The 17,955-nt window shown below is 73.0% G+C and carries 13 protein-coding genes and 1 pseudogene; 4 read left to right on the top strand and 10 right to left on the bottom strand.

All coding sequences use genetic code 11. The annotated features are described in order from the left end of the window. Window positions 1-223 precede the first annotated feature (223 nt). A complete protein-coding gene (locus DQ392_RS11445) occupies window positions 224-760 on the bottom strand; it encodes a DUF3017 domain-containing protein (protein ID WP_114015444.1) in 537 nt (178 codons plus the stop codon). An 8-nt stretch (window positions 761-768) separates the two neighbouring features. Then, on the bottom strand, window positions 769-1,623 hold the full coding sequence (locus DQ392_RS11440; protein WP_114015443.1) for a bifunctional methylenetetrahydrofolate dehydrogenase/methenyltetrahydrofolate cyclohydrolase: 855 nt from the start codon (window positions 1,621-1,623) through the stop codon (window positions 769-771). Window positions 1,624-1,951: 328 nt separating this feature from the next. On the opposite strand from DQ392_RS11440, the gene DQ392_RS11435 reads away from it, so the two are divergent. Both DQ392_RS11435 and DQ392_RS36170 read left to right on the top strand, forming a co-directional pair. Beyond that, window positions 1,952-2,566 (top strand): hypothetical protein, encoded by a 615-nt coding sequence (locus tag DQ392_RS11435; protein ID WP_114015442.1) that lies wholly within the window; start codon window positions 1,952-1,954, stop codon window positions 2,564-2,566. Between the two features lie 182 nt (window positions 2,567-2,748). Then, window positions 2,749-3,219 (top strand): annotated as a pseudogene (locus DQ392_RS36170) (FHA domain-containing protein); the annotation flags it as partial. 23 nt (window positions 3,220-3,242) lie between these two features. On the opposite strand, the gene purH reads toward DQ392_RS36170, so the two are convergent. Together purH and purN are read right to left on the bottom strand one after the other, a co-directional pair. Further along, window positions 3,243-4,823: a bifunctional phosphoribosylaminoimidazolecarboxamide formyltransferase/IMP cyclohydrolase gene (gene purH / locus DQ392_RS11430; protein WP_114015441.1), complete on the bottom strand. Its 1,581-nt coding sequence runs from the start codon at window positions 4,821-4,823 to the stop codon at window positions 3,243-3,245. Continuing rightward, a complete protein-coding gene (gene purN, locus DQ392_RS11425) occupies window positions 4,816-5,478 on the bottom strand; it encodes a phosphoribosylglycinamide formyltransferase (RefSeq protein ID WP_114015440.1) in 663 nt (220 codons plus the stop codon). The genes purH and purN overlap by 8 nt, the downstream gene beginning before the upstream one ends. A 332-nt stretch (window positions 5,479-5,810) precedes the next feature. Here purN and DQ392_RS11420 point away from each other — a divergent pair, with 332 nt between their 5' ends. Continuing rightward, the gene (locus tag DQ392_RS11420) at window positions 5,811-6,818 is read left to right on the top strand and encodes a hypothetical protein (protein WP_114015439.1); all 1,008 of its coding nucleotides are present in this window, start codon (window positions 5,811-5,813) and stop codon (window positions 6,816-6,818) included. 56 nt (window positions 6,819-6,874) lie between these two features. Here DQ392_RS11420 and DQ392_RS11415 read toward each other — a convergent pair whose 3' ends face one another. Beyond that, entirely contained in the window at window positions 6,875-8,638 is a 1,764-nt protein-coding gene (locus DQ392_RS11415) for a cell division protein PerM (RefSeq protein ID WP_181856381.1), read from the bottom strand. A gap of 850 nt (window positions 8,639-9,488) precedes the next feature. Between DQ392_RS11415 and DQ392_RS11410 the strand changes: the two genes are divergently transcribed. Further along, window positions 9,489-10,445: a sigma factor-like helix-turn-helix DNA-binding protein gene (locus tag DQ392_RS11410; protein ID WP_147266517.1), complete on the top strand. Its 957-nt coding sequence runs from the start codon at window positions 9,489-9,491 to the stop codon at window positions 10,443-10,445. Window positions 10,446-10,588: 143 nt separating this feature from the next. On the opposite strand, the gene sucD is transcribed toward DQ392_RS11410, so the two are convergent. The 5 genes from sucD to DQ392_RS11385 form a co-directional block, all read right to left on the bottom strand. Next, entirely contained in the window at window positions 10,589-11,473 is an 885-nt protein-coding gene (gene sucD, locus DQ392_RS11405; protein WP_114015437.1) for a succinate--CoA ligase subunit alpha, read from the bottom strand. A gap of 36 nt (window positions 11,474-11,509) precedes the next feature. Continuing rightward, a complete protein-coding gene (gene sucC / locus DQ392_RS11400; RefSeq protein WP_114015436.1) occupies window positions 11,510-12,682 on the bottom strand; it encodes an ADP-forming succinate--CoA ligase subunit beta in 1,173 nt (390 codons plus the stop codon). Between the two features lie 160 nt (window positions 12,683-12,842). Then, a complete protein-coding gene (locus DQ392_RS11395) occupies window positions 12,843-14,045 on the bottom strand; it encodes a VWA domain-containing protein (protein ID WP_114015435.1) in 1,203 nt (400 codons plus the stop codon). Then, window positions 14,042-16,642 (bottom strand): DUF5682 family protein, encoded by a 2,601-nt coding sequence (locus DQ392_RS11390; protein ID WP_220182620.1) that lies wholly within the window; start codon window positions 16,640-16,642, stop codon window positions 14,042-14,044. The genes DQ392_RS11395 and DQ392_RS11390 overlap by 4 nt, the downstream gene beginning before the upstream one ends. Further along, on the bottom strand, window positions 16,639-17,742 hold the full coding sequence (locus tag DQ392_RS11385) for an ATP-binding protein (protein ID WP_114015434.1): 1,104 nt from the start codon (window positions 17,740-17,742) through the stop codon (window positions 16,639-16,641). The genes DQ392_RS11390 and DQ392_RS11385 overlap by 4 nt, the downstream gene beginning before the upstream one ends. Window positions 17,743-17,955 lie beyond the last annotated feature (213 nt).

Below are 17,955 nucleotides of genomic sequence, written 5' to 3'. Positions count from 1 at the left end.
GCGGCCAGGATGACAGCTCCGGAAGCGGGGGCGCACGAGAGCGTCACGGGCCGTAACCCACGCCCGCGCACAACCCCCCTCGTCCACGCGTACGCCCTCTAGTCTGCCAGCCCGTACGGACGCCAACCGTTATGTCCGTCACGTACCACTCACACGAGTGGTACGTGGCCCGGCCGTTGGCGTCCGAACCGTCAGCGGATCCCGCGGTCGGGCGAGCGTGCGGTCAGCGGACCGTGAAGTGCACGATCGTGTCGAGGAACGGCACCGTCAACAGGGGCTTGGGCTGGGCCATCAGGGCCAGGAGCACGATGACCAGGCCCAGTACGCCGTAGAGCACCATGTCGGTGAAGCGGGAGCGGACGGCCAGCATGCCGACCGACGGCTTCGCCCAGCGCAGTACGGCACCGCCCAGCAGCGCCAGACCGATGATCAGGGTGCCGGAGCGGAACTCGATCACCGTCACCAGCAGCCCGACCAGCACCCCCGCGCACACGGCCAGCAGCGGCCACTGCCGGTAGGGGGCCGGGTGATGCCCTCCGACCGCACGTCCGCCGCCCTCGGGCCGCGCGGTGTCCCGGGTGAGCACCGGAAAGCGCCGCGAACGCCTGCGCGGCGCGGCAGCCGCCTGCTGTCCCCCGTCCGACGAATTCTGTCCTCCGTCGGACGACCGCTGTCCCCCGTCGGGCTGTTCCCCGGCGGCGTCCGCCGACTTCTCCGTACGTACCGCGGGCTCCGTCCCCGCCTCGTTCTCCTTGCTCATGGCCGCCCTCAGCGCGCCGCCGCTTCGGCCGCTTCCACGACGTTGACGAGCAGTTGGGCCCGCGTCATCGGGCCGACACCGCCCGGGTTGGGTGAGAGCCAGCCGGCGACCTCGGCGACCCCCGGGTGCACGTCGCCCACGATCTTGCCGTTCTCGTCCCTGCTGACGCCCACGTCGAGCACGGCCGCGCCCTCCCGCACGTACTCCGGCTTGATCAGGTGCGGAACCCCGGCGGCGGCGACGACGATGTCGGCCTGGCGCAGCGCCTGGGGCAGGTCGCGGGTGCCGGTGTGGCACTGCGTGACGGTCGCGTTCTCACTGCGCCGGGTCAGCAGCAGCGGCAGCGGGCGGCCCGCCGTCACGCCGCGGCCGACCACCACGACGTGGGCGCCGTCCAGCTCGACGCCGTAGCGGCGCAGCAGCACGATCATGCCCTGGGGCGTGCAGGGCAGCGGCGCCGGCTTGTTGAGCACGAGCCGGCCCAGATTCGTGGGGTGCAGCCCGTCGGCGTCCTTGGCCGGGTCCATCAGCTCCAGCACCCGGTTGACGTCGATGCCCTTGGGGAGCGGGAGCTGGACGATGTAGCCGGTACAGGCCGGGTCCTCGTTCAGCTCGCGGACCACCGCTTCGATCTCCTCCTGCGTCGCGGTGGCGGGGAGAGCGCGCTGGATGGAGTTGATGCCGATCTGCCGGCTGTCGCGGTGCTTGCCCGCGACGTACTTCTGCGAGCCGATGTCGTCGCCGACGAGCAGCGTGCCGAGGCCGGGCGTGACGCCCTTGGCCTTGAGCGCCTCGACGCGCACGGTGAGATCGGTTTTGATCGCGGCGGCGGTGGCCTTGCCATCGAGAATCTGGGCGGTCATGCGCCCATCCTCGCGGATGCGGACCCCGTCTCTCCACTCAGGCTGCCGCTCGGGCCGGCACGGGTTCCGGCTCCGCGTGCGAAGACCGGAAGGCCGCGGTCGTCACAGTGCGTCTGACCGCGCGTTGCGGATTCGCCACAGTACGGAAACCCGGCTGGACAGTCCCACAGTCCGACCACCACCATTGTGGGACGGCGTCGGGCGCTACAGGGTGGGCCGGCGGTGCGGCGCCGTACCCGGGGGAGGCGACATTGCTGAGGGCAGGCCGTGGTTCTCCGGAGTCACTCGGCCCGATCCGCTCCCTCAACGCCGTCGGAGGAAACAACTCGTGAGCTACCCCCCGCCCCCAGGACAGAGTCCTCATAATCCCTACTCGGCGCCGCAGCAGCCCCAGCAGGGCGCCCCCTACGGCTACCCGCAGCAGGGTGCCCCGGCCCCTTACGGCTACCCGCAGGCCGGTATGCCCGCCTACCCGGGCGGCGGCATGCAGCCCGCCGTCAGCATGCCCGGGGTGGTCGTCACCGCGCGCGTGCTGCTGTTCATCGCGGGTTCCCTGTGGGCGCTGTTCGGCGTCCTCCTGCTCATCGGCGGCGTGGCCGCCAACGACGCGCTGGACGACATCCCCGGCGTGGGGGCGGCAGGCGGTGCCGCCCTGGGCATCGCGCTGTTCGGGCTGCTGATCGGCGGCGGCCTGGCCACGCTGCACATCGTGCCCGCCTCGATGTTCGGCAAGGGCCGCAGCGGCACACGCGTGACGGCGATCATCGCCGGCGCGGTCAACGCGCTGATCCCCCTGCTGAGCTTCATCGGCCAGTTGGCCGGCGGTGACTCGGCGGGTGGCTCGCTGTTCCTCGCCGTGCTGTGGCTGGCCACGGCCGTGCTCACGATCGTGTTCTGCTCGATGAGCGCCGCGGGCCAGTGGTTCAACAGGCCGCAGTACTAGACCTTCGGCCGGCGCAGGCCATCCCCCCTGCCGTCTGACGCAGGGGTCGCACCAGCCGCGCGGTGACGGCGCGGCCGGACTTCCGGCCGCGCCGTCGCTGTTGTGCGTACCCGTCCCGCACCCCGCCGCCGTGCGGGAATGGCTCCGTGCCGCGCCGGACATGCATGCGCCGGGGGTCGCGTATGCACAGCATCATTGTTGTGCCGCCCGAGAAGTCGGCGGCACAGGTGGCAAACAGCGGGCCGGGGGGCAGGTGCGGTTGGCGCCCGGCGAGAGTCTCCGCTTCGGCCGGGAGGAGGAGTGCGGACTCGTCCTCGCGCACCCGGGGGTGTCCAGGAGCGCCGGGGTGCTCGCGGCCAGCGGCTCGTTCTGGACGCTGACCAACCACAGCCGCGACCGTACGTACGTCGTGGAGAACCCGGAGGGCGGGGGAGCACATCGAGGTGGTGCCGGGCCGGGTGGAGGCTCCGGTGCCCTTCGAGTTCTCCCCGGTGGTGCTGCCCGCAGGGGACGAGCTGGTCACCTTCGAGGTGTGGGCACCGCGCCACGACCACCTGCGGACCGAGCCGGGCGGCGGCGCGGGGGCGCTGACGGTTCCCGCCTTCCCACTCGACCGGAACTCCCGGTGCCTGACCGGGCTCGGTGGAGCACCGAGCCCGGTCAGGCACTCCGACACTCAGTGGAAGAAGTGCCGCGTACCCGTCACGTACATCGTGATGCCCGCCTTCTCGGCGGCCTGGACGACCTGTTCGTCGCGCACGGAACCCCCCGGCTGGACGACGGCGCGCACGCCCGCCTCGGCCAGCACCTCGAGGCCGTCCGGGAACGGGAAGAACGCGTCCGAGGCCGCGTACGCCCCCCGCGCCCGCTCCTCGCCCGCACGCTGGACGGCGAGCCGTGCCGAGTCGACCCGGTTGACCTGCCCCATGCCGACGCCCACCGTCGCCCGGTCCTTGCCGAGCAGGATGGCGTTGGACTTGACCGCGCGGCACGCCCGCCAGGCGAAGGCCAGCTCGGCCAGTTCGCCGGCGTCCAGCGCCTCCCCCGCGGCCAGGGTCCAGCTCGCCGGGTCGTCGCCCTCGGCCTGGAAGGCGTCCTTGACCTGCGCGAGGCCACCGCCGTCGATGGGACGGAACTCGGCGGGCGCCGCCGGGGCCTCGGGGCAGCGCAGGACCCGGATGTTCTTCTTGCGGGTGAGCGCTTCCACAGCGCCCTCCTCGTAGTCCGGGGCGACGACGACCTCGGTGAAGATGCCCGCGACCTGCTCCGCCATCTCCTTCGACACCGGACGGTTGACGGCGATCACGCCGCCGTAGGCCGACAGCGGGTCGCAGGCGTGCGCCTTGCGGTGCGCCTCGGCAACGTCTGCGGCAACCGCGATACCGCAGGGGTTGGTGTGCTTGATGACCGCCACGCACGCCTCGTCGTGGTCGTACGCGGCACGCCGCGCTGCCTCGGTGTCGACGTAGTTGTTGTAGGACATCTCCTTGCCGTGCAGCTGCTCGGCCTCGGCCAGACCGCCGCGGCCGCCCGTGTAGAGCGCGGCCGGCTGGTGCGGGTTCTCGCCGTAGCGCAGCACGTTCTTGCGCTCGTAGGTGACGCCGACGAACTCGGAGAACGGGGAGGGCTCCTCCTCGTCCTTGCCGGTGTACTCGGCGAACCAGCCCGCCACCGCCACGTCGTAGGCCGCCGTGTGCCGGAAGGCCGCCCCCGCCAGGCGCTTGCGCGAGGCCAGGTCGAAGCCACCGTCCCGCACAGCGTCCAGGACTCCGCCGTAGCGGTCCGGGTTGACGACGACGGCCACGGACGGGTGATTCTTGGCGGCGGCGCGCACCATCGACGGGCCGCCGATGTCGATCTGCTCCACACACGCGTCGTCCGACGCGCCCGAGGCCACGGTCTCGGCGAACGGATAGAGGTTGACGACGACCAGCTCGAACGGCTCGACGCCCAGCTCGCCCAGTTGCTCGCGGTGCGCCTCCAGGCGCTGGTCGGCGAGGATGCCGGCGTGCACACGCGGGTGCAGGGTCTTGACCCGCCCGTCCAGGCACTCGGGGAAGCCGGTCAGCTCCTCGACGGGGGTGACAGGAACGCCGGCGTCCGCGATGCGCTGCGCCGTCGATCCCGTCGAGACCAGCTGCACCCCCGCGGCGTGCAGCCCCCGGGCCAGCTCCTCGAGGCCCGTCTTGTCGTACACGCTGACCAGCGCCCGGCGGATCGGCCGCTTGGCGCCCGTGGTCGCAGCAGTCTCACTCATGACCCAGTCGTACCCTTCTTCTGTTCGGCCCCTCGAAGGTGTAGCCGTCGCGGGCGATGCGCCCCACGACCTCGACGAGCAGCCGTCGCTCGACTTCCTTGATCCGCTCGTGCAGAGCGGCACCCTCGTCGGTGTGGTCCTCTTCCCGGACCTCGACGGCGCGCTGCGCGATCACGGGCCCGGTGTCGACGCCGTCGTCGACGAAGTGGACGGTGCACCCGGTCACCTTCGCGCCGTACGCGAGCGCGTCGCGTACGCCGTGGGCGCCGGGAAAACTGGGGAGCAGCGCGGGGTGGGTGTTGAGGAACCGCCCGCCGAAACGCGCCAGGAACCCGGGGCCCACCACCTTCATGAAGCCCGCCGAGACCACCAGGTCAGGGTCGTGGGCGGCCGTCGCCTCCGTCAGCGCCTCATCCCACTCCGCGCGGGTGGCGAAGTCCTTCACCCGGCACGTGTAGGTGGGGATCCCGGCCCGCTCCGCGCGCGCCGGCCCCTCGATACCGCCCCGGTCCGCGCCCACGGCGACGATCTCGTACGGGGTGTGCGTGGCGGGGTCGGCCGCCGCGTCGATCAGCGCCTGGAGGTTGGTGCCTGAACCGGACACCAGGACGACGAGGCGCACGGGGGCGGCGGGACGGAAGGACGGCGCGTCCACGACGGTGCTCTCTCTCGCGGGAGACGGGCGGGATGAAGGCGGAGCTGAGGGGATGCTGAAGGGGTACTGGGTGCGCGGTGAGGCGGGTGGGGCGGTTGGGGCGGCCGGACGGCATTGTGTGGTCGCACAAGTACGTGGACCCGGGAATTCCGGGGAACTCTACGAAGCGTCCGACCGTCGGCAACCATACCGGCCCTCGGAACGGCCCCCACGGGACGGGGGCGCAACCGGAAGGTAGCGTCAGGGACACGGCCTTCTCGGGCTCCCGCGGGGCTCGGAGGGCCACACGGCCGTGCAACCGACGCGGAAGCGACGAGGAAGAGCCACACCAGATGACCGACCGACGCCGCCGTACGGCCGCATCCGACAGCACCTCCCGCGAGGACAACCCCTTCGCGCCACCGCCGGAGGGGCAGCCGGACCAGCCGTGGCAGCCTCGGCAGCCGCGGCGGCTCGCCCAGGACAAGGACGACGGGTCGGGCCCCGGGGATCCCCGCGGTCCACGGGACTCAGGAACGGACTCCGGGAACGGGTCCGGCCGCGGAGGCGACGGCTCCGGAGGGAATTCCGGCTCGTCGGACGACGAACGGCGACCCGACGAGCAGCGGGACTCCGCGTGGGGCAGCCAGTGGAGCAGCCGCCAGCCGGGACGGCACGGCGGCAGCTTCGGCGGCGACCGCGGCAGCGACCGCGACCGCGACCGGCAAGGCGACGGCGACCGGGGGGCAGGCGGGCCCGGGGGCGGGCCCGGCGGCTCCGGCGGGCGCGGCATGCGCTGGGATCCGACGGACCCGCTCCAGCGGCACGCCAGGTACGCCCTCCACGCCGGCATCTGGGGCCTCTTCTTCGCCCTGCTGGGCGTCCCGGAGGTCGCGCTCCTGCTCGGGGCGCTCTCGCTCTACTGGGGCATCAGCGCGCTGCGCGGCAAACCACCGAAGTCCACGGCCGAGGACCGCAGGTCCAAGGGCGGCAAGCCGCGCCGCTCCGTGACCGCCACGGCGGAGGACGTCGCCGGAACCGACCGCGGCGCGGAGGGCGAGGAGGAGCCGGGGCGCTCCGCCGGTCCCGGAGGCCCGGGCGGCGCCGGTGGCCCGGACGGCCGGTCGCCGGTCCCGCTCGCCGTGACCCCCGCGCAGGCGGCCAAGGCGAAGCGGACGGCTGCCATCAGCGGGCTGGTCACCGCAGGGCTGACACTCGCGATCGTCGCGGCGACGTACACGTTCCAGTTCGCCTACAGCGACTACTACACCTGCCAGAACGACGCACTGACCCAGTCCTCGCGCGACGACTGCGAGCGGCACCTGCCGAAGGAACTCCAGCCGTTCCTGGAGAACCGCTGAGGTGGGCCCGCGGAGGCGGGCAGCGCTGCTGAGGCGGGCGAACCGGGGCGGCGCCTTCAGACTTTCCCCGGTCCGCCGGGGGCCGGTTTCCCGGTGAGGTCCCCGTGCGGGGTCCCGCGCGGGGCGTCGGCGGCGGCCGGCGCCTCGACCGGAGCGTCGGCGGCGGGCTGAGCATCGCCGGAGCCGGGGTCGGTGCCGTTCTCCGCGTCCGCTTTCCCCTCCGTGTCCCCGTTCATGCCCCCGTCCCCGTTCACGTCCGCTTCCACCTCCACGTCGAGAACGAGAGCGGCCCTGTCGATCCGGTGAACGAGACCGCGCTCCGTCGGGTCGGCCGGGGCGAAGGGGGCCATCAGGCCGCCGGAGGCATCCCTCATCGCGGCCCAGCGCACACGGCGGGCCGCGTCCGTGTGCCAGGCGGCGTCCGGGCCGAGCCCGGCCGCCGCCTTGGCCGCGGCCTCCGCGGCGCGGGCCGCCGCTGCCGCGGCCCTGCGGGCGCTCGACCGTACCCACCAGCGCACGCCCAGCGCGGTCGGCAGCCCGACGGCGATCATCCACCCGCAGGCGGCCCCGCCCGTCTGCCACCACGACGGTCCCACGTGCGCGAGGGCGGCGCTCCCGAGCGGGCCGCCGGCCACAGCGGCGAGCAGCGCGAGGAGCGCACCGCACAGGACCGCGGCGAGCGGCACCGTCACCAGTACGGCCCGCCACCCCGCCGGATGCCCTCCCCGCTGCCGGACGGCGACCTCGGCCCGCCCCACGGCCGCCTGGGAACGCCCCACCCACCATCCGCACATCAGGCCGCCCAGCGCCGGGACCACCGCCACCAGGCAACAGGCGACCACCCCGCCGGAGCTCTCTTCGGGGACGACGGAGAGCAGCGGGAACGGCGGCAGGTGCGGCGAGCCGGTGCTCAGGACAGGGGAGACGACGCTGTCGCCGCCCAGCGTGAAGCCCGGGCCGAGGCCGTACGACGTCGCCCACAGCACCGCGTTGGGCAGCAGCGCCACCCCCAGCAGCAGAACCGCGAACTGTCCCGAGAGGGTTTCGGTCAGCTGGGGGAAGGTGCGGCAGACGGTCCGCACGTCCCACACAAGGGCCGCCGAGAGCAGGAAAGCACCCCCGCCGCACAGCACGACCGTTGCCGCACCGCCCGCCTGCACGGCGACGACGGCCCGCTCTCGCGTCATCTGCCGTGTGACCCCCGACACCCGTTCCCGGGGTGCCTCGGGCAGCCGGGAGGACAGCTGAGTCCACGCGTTCGCCACCGAGCGGCGCTGCGAGGAGAACGCCGCGCACAGGCCGGTCACGACGACGACGAACAGCGGCAGCCGCCAGCTCGTGCCGGCGGGCTCCGCCTCGATGGGCCCGCCCGAGGCGTAGGCGACGGCCGCGGCGGTGACGAGAAGGTAGCCGCCCGAGACCCAGCCCCCGACGGCCGCCGCCCCGTACCCGGCGCCCGCGGCCGGCCGCGATTCGAGCCCTTCGCGTGTGGCGCGCCACAGCAGCCACACCGGTACGACCGTCAGCATCAACGGTGTCACCCCGACGGGTGCCGGGATACCGGAGAGCGTTTCGTGCCGCACGAGCTGCACACCGTGCGCCAGCAACCACAGGTCCGCGGCCAGGTGCAGAGCACCGTCCGCGTCGCTGTCCGGGTACGGCGAGACGGTCCACAGCAGCAGGACGACCACGGCGCACACGCCGAGACCGAGCCCCGCGGCCACGGCGCCGCCCAGTAGCCAACCGCTGGTCAGGGTCAGGGAGCGGGGGTGGCCACGGCCCGAGGACAACGAGGGACCGCGGTGCGTCAATTGGCTCACGACGCCATGCTGCCAAGAACACCCGTTTTGCCCTAGTAGCAGGCATTTTGTCGCTGTGTCGCACAAGCTAAGGGCTATGCGTCTTTCTTCCAGCTCTGCTGCCGCGCCTGCGGGCGCGGCCGCCGACGCGGCCGCCGACGCGGCAACGCGTCCCGCCCCCGGGGCTCCTGACGCCCCCTCGTCCCCGTCCGCTCCCGCCACGACCGCGGCGGGGCTGTCTCCGACGACGGCGACGGCGGAGGGCGGGGCCACGGGGGACGCCAAGAGGGAGGCCCCCAAGAGCGGGCGGCAAGGCGGCAGGGGCATGGGAAAAAGCAAGGGCAAGAGCAGGGGGCAGGCCAGACGTTCGACCGCCCAGCGGCAGAAGTCCACCCCGCAGGCCGCCGCACCACCCGCCACGCCGACCCCCTCGTGGAGCGCCTCGCCGAGCGCCTCGCCGAGCGCCTCGTCGTCCGGCGCGTCAGCTCCCGCGCCGGACGCCGCACCGGACGCCACCGCGCCGGGCCCCGAAGCAGGCGCCACGCCGAGTCCCGCGCCGGATGAGCCGTCCGTAGCGGTGGCGGCTCCGGTGGAGGTGGCTGCTCCCGAGAGAGAAGGGCCTCCCGAGGAGGAGGGTCCTTGGGAGGTCGAAGATCCTCCAGAGGTGGGAGGGCCTCCTGAGATGGAACGGCCACCTGGGGCGAAAGGGCCTGCCGAAGTAGAGGATGGGGGTGGCGCGGGGACCCGTACGGCTCCGGCGCCCACCCCGCGGAGCGAACCCCTCACGGGCGAGGTGGCGCCGACGCCACGGGTGTCGGCACCCGCACCGCGGCGGAGCGAAGCGGAGCCCCGCGTCGAGGTGGTCGCGGCGGTGGCGGGGCCGGTGGACGACTTCGTACGGACCGCCGCGCAGCCGCGAGAGCTGCCGTCGGACCCGGTCGAGGCGTTCGACGAGCTCTACGTGCGGCAGGCTCGGGCCCTCACCCGGCAGGCGTTCCTGCTGTCAGGACACCGGCGCGTGGCGGAGCGCGCGGTGCGGTGGGCGTTCCACCAGGCGTGGCAGCACTGGCCCAGGGTGCTGGCGGGCGGCGACCCGACGCGCACGGTGCGCGCGACGGTGTACGAGTACGCGCTGTCCCCGTGGCACCAGTTCCACCCGCTGCGCCGCGTGCCGCAGGCGTACTCGGGCCCGCCGGAGGACCGAGCCGTGCTGGAGGCGTTCCTGGGGCTGCCGCGCAGCTACCGTGCCGCGCTGCTGCTGCACTACGGGCTGGGGCTCACACTGCCGCAGACCGCCGCCGAGGTGGAGTGCAGTACGGAGGCGGCCGCGGGCCGGGTCACCCACGGGCGGGTGGCGCTCGAGGAGAGCTGGCCGCCGCTGCGGGAGCTCCCGCGAAGACGGCGCGGCGCCGTGCTGGCCGACACTCTGCGCGAACTCGCCGTGGCCCAGCCGGTGCGGCCCGTGCCGCCCCGTCTCGTGCGCCGCCGCAGCTGCCGTACGACGCGGCTGTGGACGCGGGCTTCGCTGGGGCTGACGGCGACCGTGACCGCGGCGACGGTACTCACTCTCGTGACGGCGGAGAGCGAACAGCCGCCGAGGAAGCCCGCCGAGGTGGTGCCCCGGACCTTCGCTCCGGCGGCGTTCCCCGGCGCGTCCGTGGTGAGAACCACTCGGACGAGTGAAGAGGGCCGGGAGCGGCGGCACGCCGAGGCCAGGCGTTCGTCGCCCTCGGACCGTGCCTATCTGCCCCAGCTCCGCTCCACCAACGGGCGCGTGGACCTGCACGACTTCCAGCGGAGCGAGCAGGGCCCGGGCCGGAACAGCTGACGGGCCCGCACCCTCGCGGGGTGCGGGCCCGTCAAGCAGCCGTGCCACGGCCCTGCGTCGCGGTCTCGGACACCCGGCCTTCAGACGTCGCGCAGACTTCCGGGCGCCTCAGACGCTCAGGCGACTCGGATGCCTCAGGTGCCTCAGGCGCTCAGGCGCTCGCGGGCCAGGCGGGCGGTCTCGGACGGGGTCTTGCCGACCTTCACGCCCGCGGCCTCCAGGGCCTCCTTCTTGGCCTGCGCGGTACCGGAGGAGCCGGAGACGATCGCGCCGGCGTGGCCCATCGTCTTGCCCTCGGGCGCGGTGAAGCCCGCGACGTAGCCGACGACCGGCTTGGTCACGTTCTCCTTGATGAAGTCCGCCGCGCGCTCCTCGGCGTCGCCGCCGATCTCGCCGATCATGACGATCAGGTCGGTGTCGGGGTCGGCCTCGAACGCCTTGAGGGCATCGATGTGCGTGGTGCCGATGACCGGGTCACCGCCGATGCCGACGCACGTGGAGAAGCCGATGTCACGCAGCTCGTACATCATCTGGTACGTCAGCGTGCCCGACTTGGAGACCAGGCCGATGCGGCCGCTGTTGGTGATGTCGGAGGGGATGATACCCGCGTTCGACTGGCCGGGGGTGATCAGACCCGGGCAGTTCGGGCCGACGATCCGCGTCTTGTTGCCCTTCTGGGAGGCGTAGTCCCAGAAGTAGGCGGTGTCGTGGACGGCGATGCCCTCGGTGATCACGACCGCCAGGCCGATGCCCGCGTCGACCGCCTCGACGACGGCGTCCTTGGCGAACTTCGGCGGGACGAAGATGACGGTGACGTCCGCACCGGTCTTCTCCATCGCCTCCTTGACGCCGCCGAAGACGGGCACCTCGGTGCCGTCGAAGTCGACGTTCGTGCCCGCCTTGCGCGGGTTCACGCCGCCGACGATGGTGGTGCCGGAAGCAAGCATCCGCTTGGTGTGCTTCTGGCCCTCGGAGCCGGTCATCCCCTGGACGATGACCTTGCTCTCCTTGGTGAGGAAGATAGCCATGGTGTTGTCGGTGTCCTCGTTCGGTCTCGTCCGGGCTTACTTGGCGGCCAGCTCGGCGGCCTTGTCGGCCGCGCCGTCCATCGTGTCGACCTGCTGCACCAGCGGGTGCGCCGCGTCGGTAAGGATCTTGCGGCCCAGCTCGGCGTTGTTGCCGTCGAGGCGCACGACCAGCGGCTTGCTGACGTCCTCGCCCTTGGACTTGAGCAGCTCCAGCGCCTGCACGATGCCGTTGGCGACCGCGTCGCAGGCGGTGATGCCGCCGAAGACGTTGACGAAGACCGACTTGACGTCGGGGTCGCCGAGGATGATCTCCAGGCCGTTCGCCATGATCTCGGCGGAGGCTCCGCCACCGATGTCGAGGAAGTTGGCCGGCTTGACGTCGTTGTGCGCCTCGCCCGCGTAGGCGACGACGTCGAGGGTGGACATGACCAGGCCCGCGCCGTTGCCGATGATGCCGACCTGACCGTCGAGCTTCACGTAGTTGAGGCCCTTGGCCTTGGCCGCGGCCTCCAGCGGGTTGGCGGCGGCCTTGTCCTCCAGCGCCTCGTGGTCGGGCTGGCGGAAGTCGGCGCCCGCGTCCAGCGACACCTTGCCGTCCAGCGCGATGACCTTGCCGTCACCCGTCTTGACCAGCGGGTTGACCTCGACGAGGAGGGCGTCCTCCTTGACGAACACGTCCCACAGCTTGATCAGGACCTGCGCGACCTGGTCGACCAGCTCGGCCGGGAACTTCGCGGCCTCGGCGATCTCGCGGGCCTTCGCCTCGGTGACGCCCTCGATGGCGTCCACGGGGATCTTGGCCAGCGCCTCCGGCTTGGTGGCGGCGACCTCCTCGATCTCCACGCCGCCCTCGACCGAGGCCATGGCCAGGAAGGTGCGGTTGGTGCGGTCCAGGAGGAAGGAGACGTAGTACTCCTCCGCGATGTCCGCGGTCTGGGCCAGCATCACCTTGTGGACCGTGTGGCCCTTGATGTCCATGCCCAGGATCTGGCCGGCCTTCTCCACCGCGTCCGCCGGGTCGGAAGCCAGCTTCACGCCACCGGCCTTGCCGCGGCCACCGGTCTTGACCTGGGCCTTGACGACCGCCCGGCCGCCGAGCCGCTCGGTCACCTCGCGCGCCGCCTCAGGCGTCTCGATGACTTCACCGGCCAGCACCGGTACGTCATGCTTGGCGAAGATGTCCCTCGCCTGGTACTCGAACAGGTCCACGCGCGTCCGTCCCCTTAATCAATGGTCTCGCGGTCGTTGTCAGCGTGGGCGTGCCGCAGGGCCGCGGCGTCCACGGGTCGCGCGGCATGTCCGCCTTGCAGGTTAGCCCTGCGCGCGTGCGCTGCCTAAATCGCACCTCACACATACGCGGTGACAACGGTCACAGCCCTGAGGGCCCCCGGTCCTTGGGCACCGGTATCGGACGCTTCTCGATCGCGGCGGCCATCACCTCGGGAAAGTGGTCGGGAGTGCAGGCGAAAGCGGGAGCGCCGAGGGCGGCGAGAGCGGCGGCGTGCTCCCTGTCGTAGGAGGGCGCGCCCTCGTCGGAGAGCGCGAGCAGCGTGACGAACTGAACACCGGCGTCCTTCATCGCGGCGACCCGCCCCAGCATCTCCTTCCGTATCCCTCCCTCGTACAGATCGCTGATCAGCACGACGACCGTCTCCGCCGGCCGGCTGATCCGGGACTGGCAGTAGGCGAGCGCGCGGTTGATGTCGGTGCCCCCGCCCAGCTGGGTGCCGAACAGCACGTCGACGGGGTCGTCCAGCTCGTCGGTCAGATCCACGACGCCGGTGTCGAAGACGACGAGCCGCGTGTGCAACGTCCGCATCGACGCCAGTACCGCGCCGAACACCGCGGCGTGGACCACGGACGACGCCATCGACCCCGACTGGTCGACACAGAGGACGACGTCCTTCCTGACCGACCGCGCGGCCCGCCCGTAGCCGACCAGCCGCTCGGGCACCACCGTGCCGTACTCGGGCAGGTAGTTCTTCAGGTTCGCCCGGATGGTCCGGTTCCAGTCGATGTCCCGGTGGCGGGGGCGGTCGACCTTCGCGGAGCGGTCCAGCGCGCCGGCCAGCGCCGACCGGGTCCGGGCCGCCAGCCGCCGCTCCAGCTCCGCCACGACCTTGCGCACCACGGCCCTGGCCGTCTCCCTGCTGGTCTCCGGGAGCGCGGCCCTGAGCGACAGGAGCGTGCCCACCAGGTGCACGTCCGGCTCGACGGCCTCCAGCATCTCGGGCTCCAGCAGCAGCGACGAGAGCCCGAGCCGGTCGATGGCGTCCCGCTGCATCACCTGCACCACCGGGCTGGGGAAATACGTGCGGATGTCACCCAGCCAGCGGGAGACGTGCGGGGCCGAGGCACCGAGCCCGCCGCCGCGGCTGCCACCGCCGCTCCGGTCGCCGCCACCGGAGCCGTCCGCGCCGTAGACGGTCTCCAGCGCACGGTCCATGCCGCTGTCCGCTGTGCCCAGCGCACAGCCGGTACCGTCCGCTTCGCCACCGCCGAGCACCATGCGCCAGCGCCGCAACCGCTCCGCCTCCGCGGCCCCCGCCGCACCGTCCTGGCCCGCGGTCATGCGCGTACCTCCTGCCGCTCGTCCACCGGTCCGCTCCCGTCTTCCCGCGACGCCGCCGCCCCGGCCCGGGCCCCGCCCAGCAGCAGCCGTACCGTCTCGAGCGCGGGCTCGGCGCGCGCCGCCTCGAGCCCAGGACCGAAACCGGGCAGCCCCTCCCCGGCCCCCGCCGCCGCCCCGGCGCCCTCGCCCGCCGGCCCCCGCCGCGCCAGCTCACCCAGCGTGCGCCGCACCCCCGACTCGAACTGCGCGAAGGTCCTCCGCAGCAGCGGCAACACGTGCGTGAACGCCTCCGCCGGCACGCCGGTCAGCCACCGGTCGACCAGCGCGAGCAGCCGTTCGTCATGGACGAGCAGCATCCCGCCGCCCGAGAGAAAGCCCTCGACCCACGCGGCGGCCTCACCCGGTGGCGTCCCCGGCGAGAGGGCGAGACGCATCAGCCGCTCCGCCTCCTCGTCCGCCAGACTGCCCTCGTCCAGCAGCAGCCGCACGCAGCGGCCGCGCAGCAGGCCGGGTACCAGGGCACGCCCGGCGAGCGTCCGCAACATCCCGCGCCACCTGCTCAGCAAGCCGGCTCCTGACCGGCCCTCCTCCGCCTGGCCCTCCCCCGCCAGGCCCTCCTCGCCCTCCTTGCACGGCTCGCCGCGGGTCAGCAGGCGCACGGCCTGGTGCGCGGCGTCCAGAGGTCCGCGCATCTCGCGGGCGCCCTCGTCACCGAGCCCCGCGCAGGCGGGCGGGAGCCCGACGCACACCCGCGCGGCCATACCGCCCGCCACCTCGGCGAGCGCCCCCGCATCGGTGCCCCGGACGTCGCCGTAACGCAGGCTGCGCACCAGCGCGGGGAGCGCCTGCGCGAGGTGCCCGACATCGGCCTCCAACGCCGCCCGGTCGGACAGAACCCGCATCACGACGGGCAGCGCGTCCGGCAGGTGCGCCAACAGGCAGTGTTCGGCCAGCGCGGTGACGTCCGCGAGCGTGCCGCCCGGCGCCTCCACCGCACGGGAGCAGGCTTTGACGGTGGCCGCCTCGTACACCGTCGTGCCCCAGAGCGCGGCCTCGGCCACGCGCACGGACAACTCCGGCTCCCAGCGCAGACGCCACGTCTCGCGGAACGTGCCGGTGCTGCCCGCGCGCGAGTGCGCGGGCACGCCCCAGTCGACACCGAGCAGCCGCAACCGGTGCAGCAGGCGGCTGCGGGCCGCGTCGGTGTCCTTGCGCAGGTCGAGGTCCATCTCCCGCTCGGTGGCCGCCGGTTTGAGCCGCACGGCACGCCCGCAGCGCTCCACGTCACGCTGGAGCGGCACGGCAGGAGCGCCCTCGGGCACCTCACCCAGCGCCTCACCGACCACCAGCCGCTCCCGTATCAGGGCCAACGGCACGTCGGAGCCCTCGCACAGCACCGCACGTATCGCGTCGGTGCACTCCGTCAGCCCCGCCAGCGGGCGTGCGCGCAAGGCGGCCAAGGTTTCGGCGAGCCGCACCGCCTCGATCACATGAGCGGACGAGACCGGATGGTCCCGCTCCCGCAGCAGCCCCGCGACCTTCGTCATCCACCGCTCCACGGGCCGGTCCGGCACTGCGAACAGATGGCCGTACCAACCGGGCGCGGCGATCCCCGCTCCGTACCCGGACCGGCGCGCCAGCCGCCGGTACGTCCACGGCACCCACGTGACCTCGGCCTTCACCCTCGGCAGCCCCTTGAGCATCCGGCGGTCGGCCGTCACCGCCGGCTGCTCCGGCTCGGCGAGCGCGGGTACGTGCCAGGCACCGCAGACGACGGCCGTGGCCGCGCTGCCGAACTCCTTGGCGGCCTCCCGCAACCGCAGCCGCATGTGGGCTTCGCGGAGCAGGTCGTGCCCGTGACCGCCGTCCCCGTGCACAGCACGCAGCTCGGACATGGCCTCGCCGAGAGCGGTGAACGGCGCGAAGGGGTCGTGGCGGCCGCCCCTCCGGTGTTCGACGGCGTCTTCCCACCAGCGCTCCGGATCGTCGTACCCGGCGACTTCCGCGAGCGCCGCCAGCGGATCGAGCCGAATCTTTTGGCCGGCGGGCCGCTGTAGCCCGTCGGGTGGCGTGTCCCCGGCGGCTCCACCCCCGTGGGGGCCGCCGGGGACCGTCCCGTCCCCCTCTTTGTGCGGCTTCTCTCCGCCCTCCCCGTGTAGCTGCTCCTCGCCTTCGCTCACGGTGCGGCCTTCGCTCATCGCGAGGGTGTGCGCTGCCGGCAGGTCGATGAACCGGACAGGGACGCCGCGCCTCACCGCCCAGCGGATGGCCACCCACTCCGGCGAGAACTCCGCGAGTGGCCAGAAAGCGGCCCTGCCCGGCTCGTTGACCGCGTGGGCCAGCAACGCCACGGGGGGAACCATCGCCTCCTCCCCCGCCAGGCCCACCACCGCGTCACCCTCCGGCGGGCCCTCGATCAGGACGACGCGCGGCTCGTACGCCTCCAGCGCGGCCCGCACCGCACGCGCCGAACCCGGCCCGTGATGCCGCACGCCGAGCAGCAGCGGCCCGGCCGGAGGCCCCCCTCGCGGTGCCGCGTTCTGAGGAGGACCGCAGGTCACGGGCGCGACGGCACCTTCGGGTGCGGAAGCTGTCATACCGACACCTCTCGACAGGCACGGTAGAAGTCCTTCCAGCCCTCCCGCTCACGCACGACGGCCTCGAGATACTCCTGCCACACCACCTGGTCGGAGGCCGGATCCCGGACGACGGCGCCCAGGATCCCCGCGGCCACGTCGCCCGCGCGCAGCACGCCGTCACCGAAGTGCGCGGCCAACGCCAGACCACCCGTCACCACGGAGATGGCCTCAGCCGTGGACAGCGTGCCCGAAGGCGACTTGAGCTTGGTGCGCCCGTCCTCGGTGACGCCTTCCCGCAGCTCGCGGAAGACGGTGACCACCCGGCGGATCTCGTCGAACCCCTCCGGTGCCGGCGGCAGGTCCAGCGAGCTGCCCAGCTGCCCGACGCGGCGCGCCACGATCTCCACCTCCGCCTCCGCGGTGTCCGGCAGCGGCAGCACCACCGTGTTGAAGCGGCGGCGCAGGGCGCTGGAGAGCTCGTTGACCCCTCTGTCACGGTCGTTGGCCGTGGCGATCAGGTTGAAGCCGCGGACCGCCTGCACCTCCTCACCCAACTCGGGGACCGGCAGCGTCTTCTCGGACAGCACGGTGATCAGCGAGTCCTGCACATCGGCGGGCATACGGGTCAGCTCCTCGACCCGTGCCGTCATGCCCTCCGCCATGGCGCGCATCACCGGACTGGGCACCAGCGCCTCCCGGCTGGGCCCCTGCGCGAGCAGTTGGGCGTAGTTCCAGCCGTAGCGGATCGACTCCTCCGCCGTGCCCGCCGTGCCCTGCACCAGCAGCGTCGAGTCCCCGCTGACGGCCGCCGCCAGGTGCTCCGACAGCCACGTCTTGGCCGTACCCGGCACGCCGAGCAGCAGCAGCGCCCGGTCCGTGGCCAACGTGCTGACGGCGACCTCCACGACGCGGCGCGGACCCACGTACTTGGGTGAGATCACGCGGCCCTGCGGCAGCTCGCCGCCGAGGAGATACGTCGCCACGGCCCACGGCGACAGCCGCCAACGAGCAGGCCGCGGCCTGTCGTCGACGGCGGCCAAGGCAGCCAACTCGTCCGCGAACGCGTCCTCGGCGTGGGGCCGCAGCGCCGGCTGCTCCGCGACATCGCTCTGGGTCACAACTCCCCCTCAACGCAGGGCTCGGTTCGAAAGCTCGGTTCGGACGCTCGGTTCGGACGCTCGATGACGGAAAAAGGCATGGGAGCGGCCAAGGAGGGAACCCCCGCGCCGCAGCGCCTCGGCCGATCCGTGAACCACTGTGCACCCCGCCACTGACAACGCCACCGATATCGCTTCTGACCTGCGGCGACGAGGAGTTGGGGGCTCGTTGTC

The sequence above is a fragment of the Streptomyces reniochalinae genome, from assembly GCF_003323735.1.
GTDB classification, from domain to species: Bacteria; Actinomycetota; Actinomycetes; order Streptomycetales; family Streptomycetaceae; genus Streptomyces; species Streptomyces reniochalinae.
This window is presented reverse-complemented; position numbering and strand designations above follow the sequence as displayed.

Excerpts from the sequence above, each read along its gene's own strand:
- sucD (WP_114015437.1), bottom strand. The coding sequence starts at position 11,473 with ATGGCTATCTTCCTCACCAAGGAGAGCAAGGTCATCGTCCAGGGGATG.
- DQ392_RS11440 (WP_114015443.1), bottom strand. The coding sequence starts at position 1,623 with ATGACCGCCCAGATTCTCGATGGCAAGGCCACCGCCGCCGCGATCAAA.
- DQ392_RS11390 (WP_220182620.1), bottom strand. The coding sequence starts at position 16,642 with ATGACAGCTTCCGCACCCGAAGGTGCCGTCGCGCCCGTGACCTGCGGT.
- purH (WP_114015441.1), bottom strand. The coding sequence starts at position 4,823 with ATGAGTGAGACTGCTGCGACCACGGGCGCCAAGCGGCCGATCCGCCGG.
- DQ392_RS11420 (WP_114015439.1), top strand. The coding sequence starts at position 5,811 with ATGACCGACCGACGCCGCCGTACGGCCGCATCCGACAGCACCTCCCGC.
- DQ392_RS11445 (WP_114015444.1), bottom strand. The coding sequence starts at position 760 with ATGAGCAAGGAGAACGAGGCGGGGACGGAGCCCGCGGTACGTACGGAG.
- DQ392_RS11395 (WP_114015435.1), bottom strand. The coding sequence starts at position 14,045 with ATGACCGCGGGCCAGGACGGTGCGGCGGGGGCCGCGGAGGCGGAGCGG.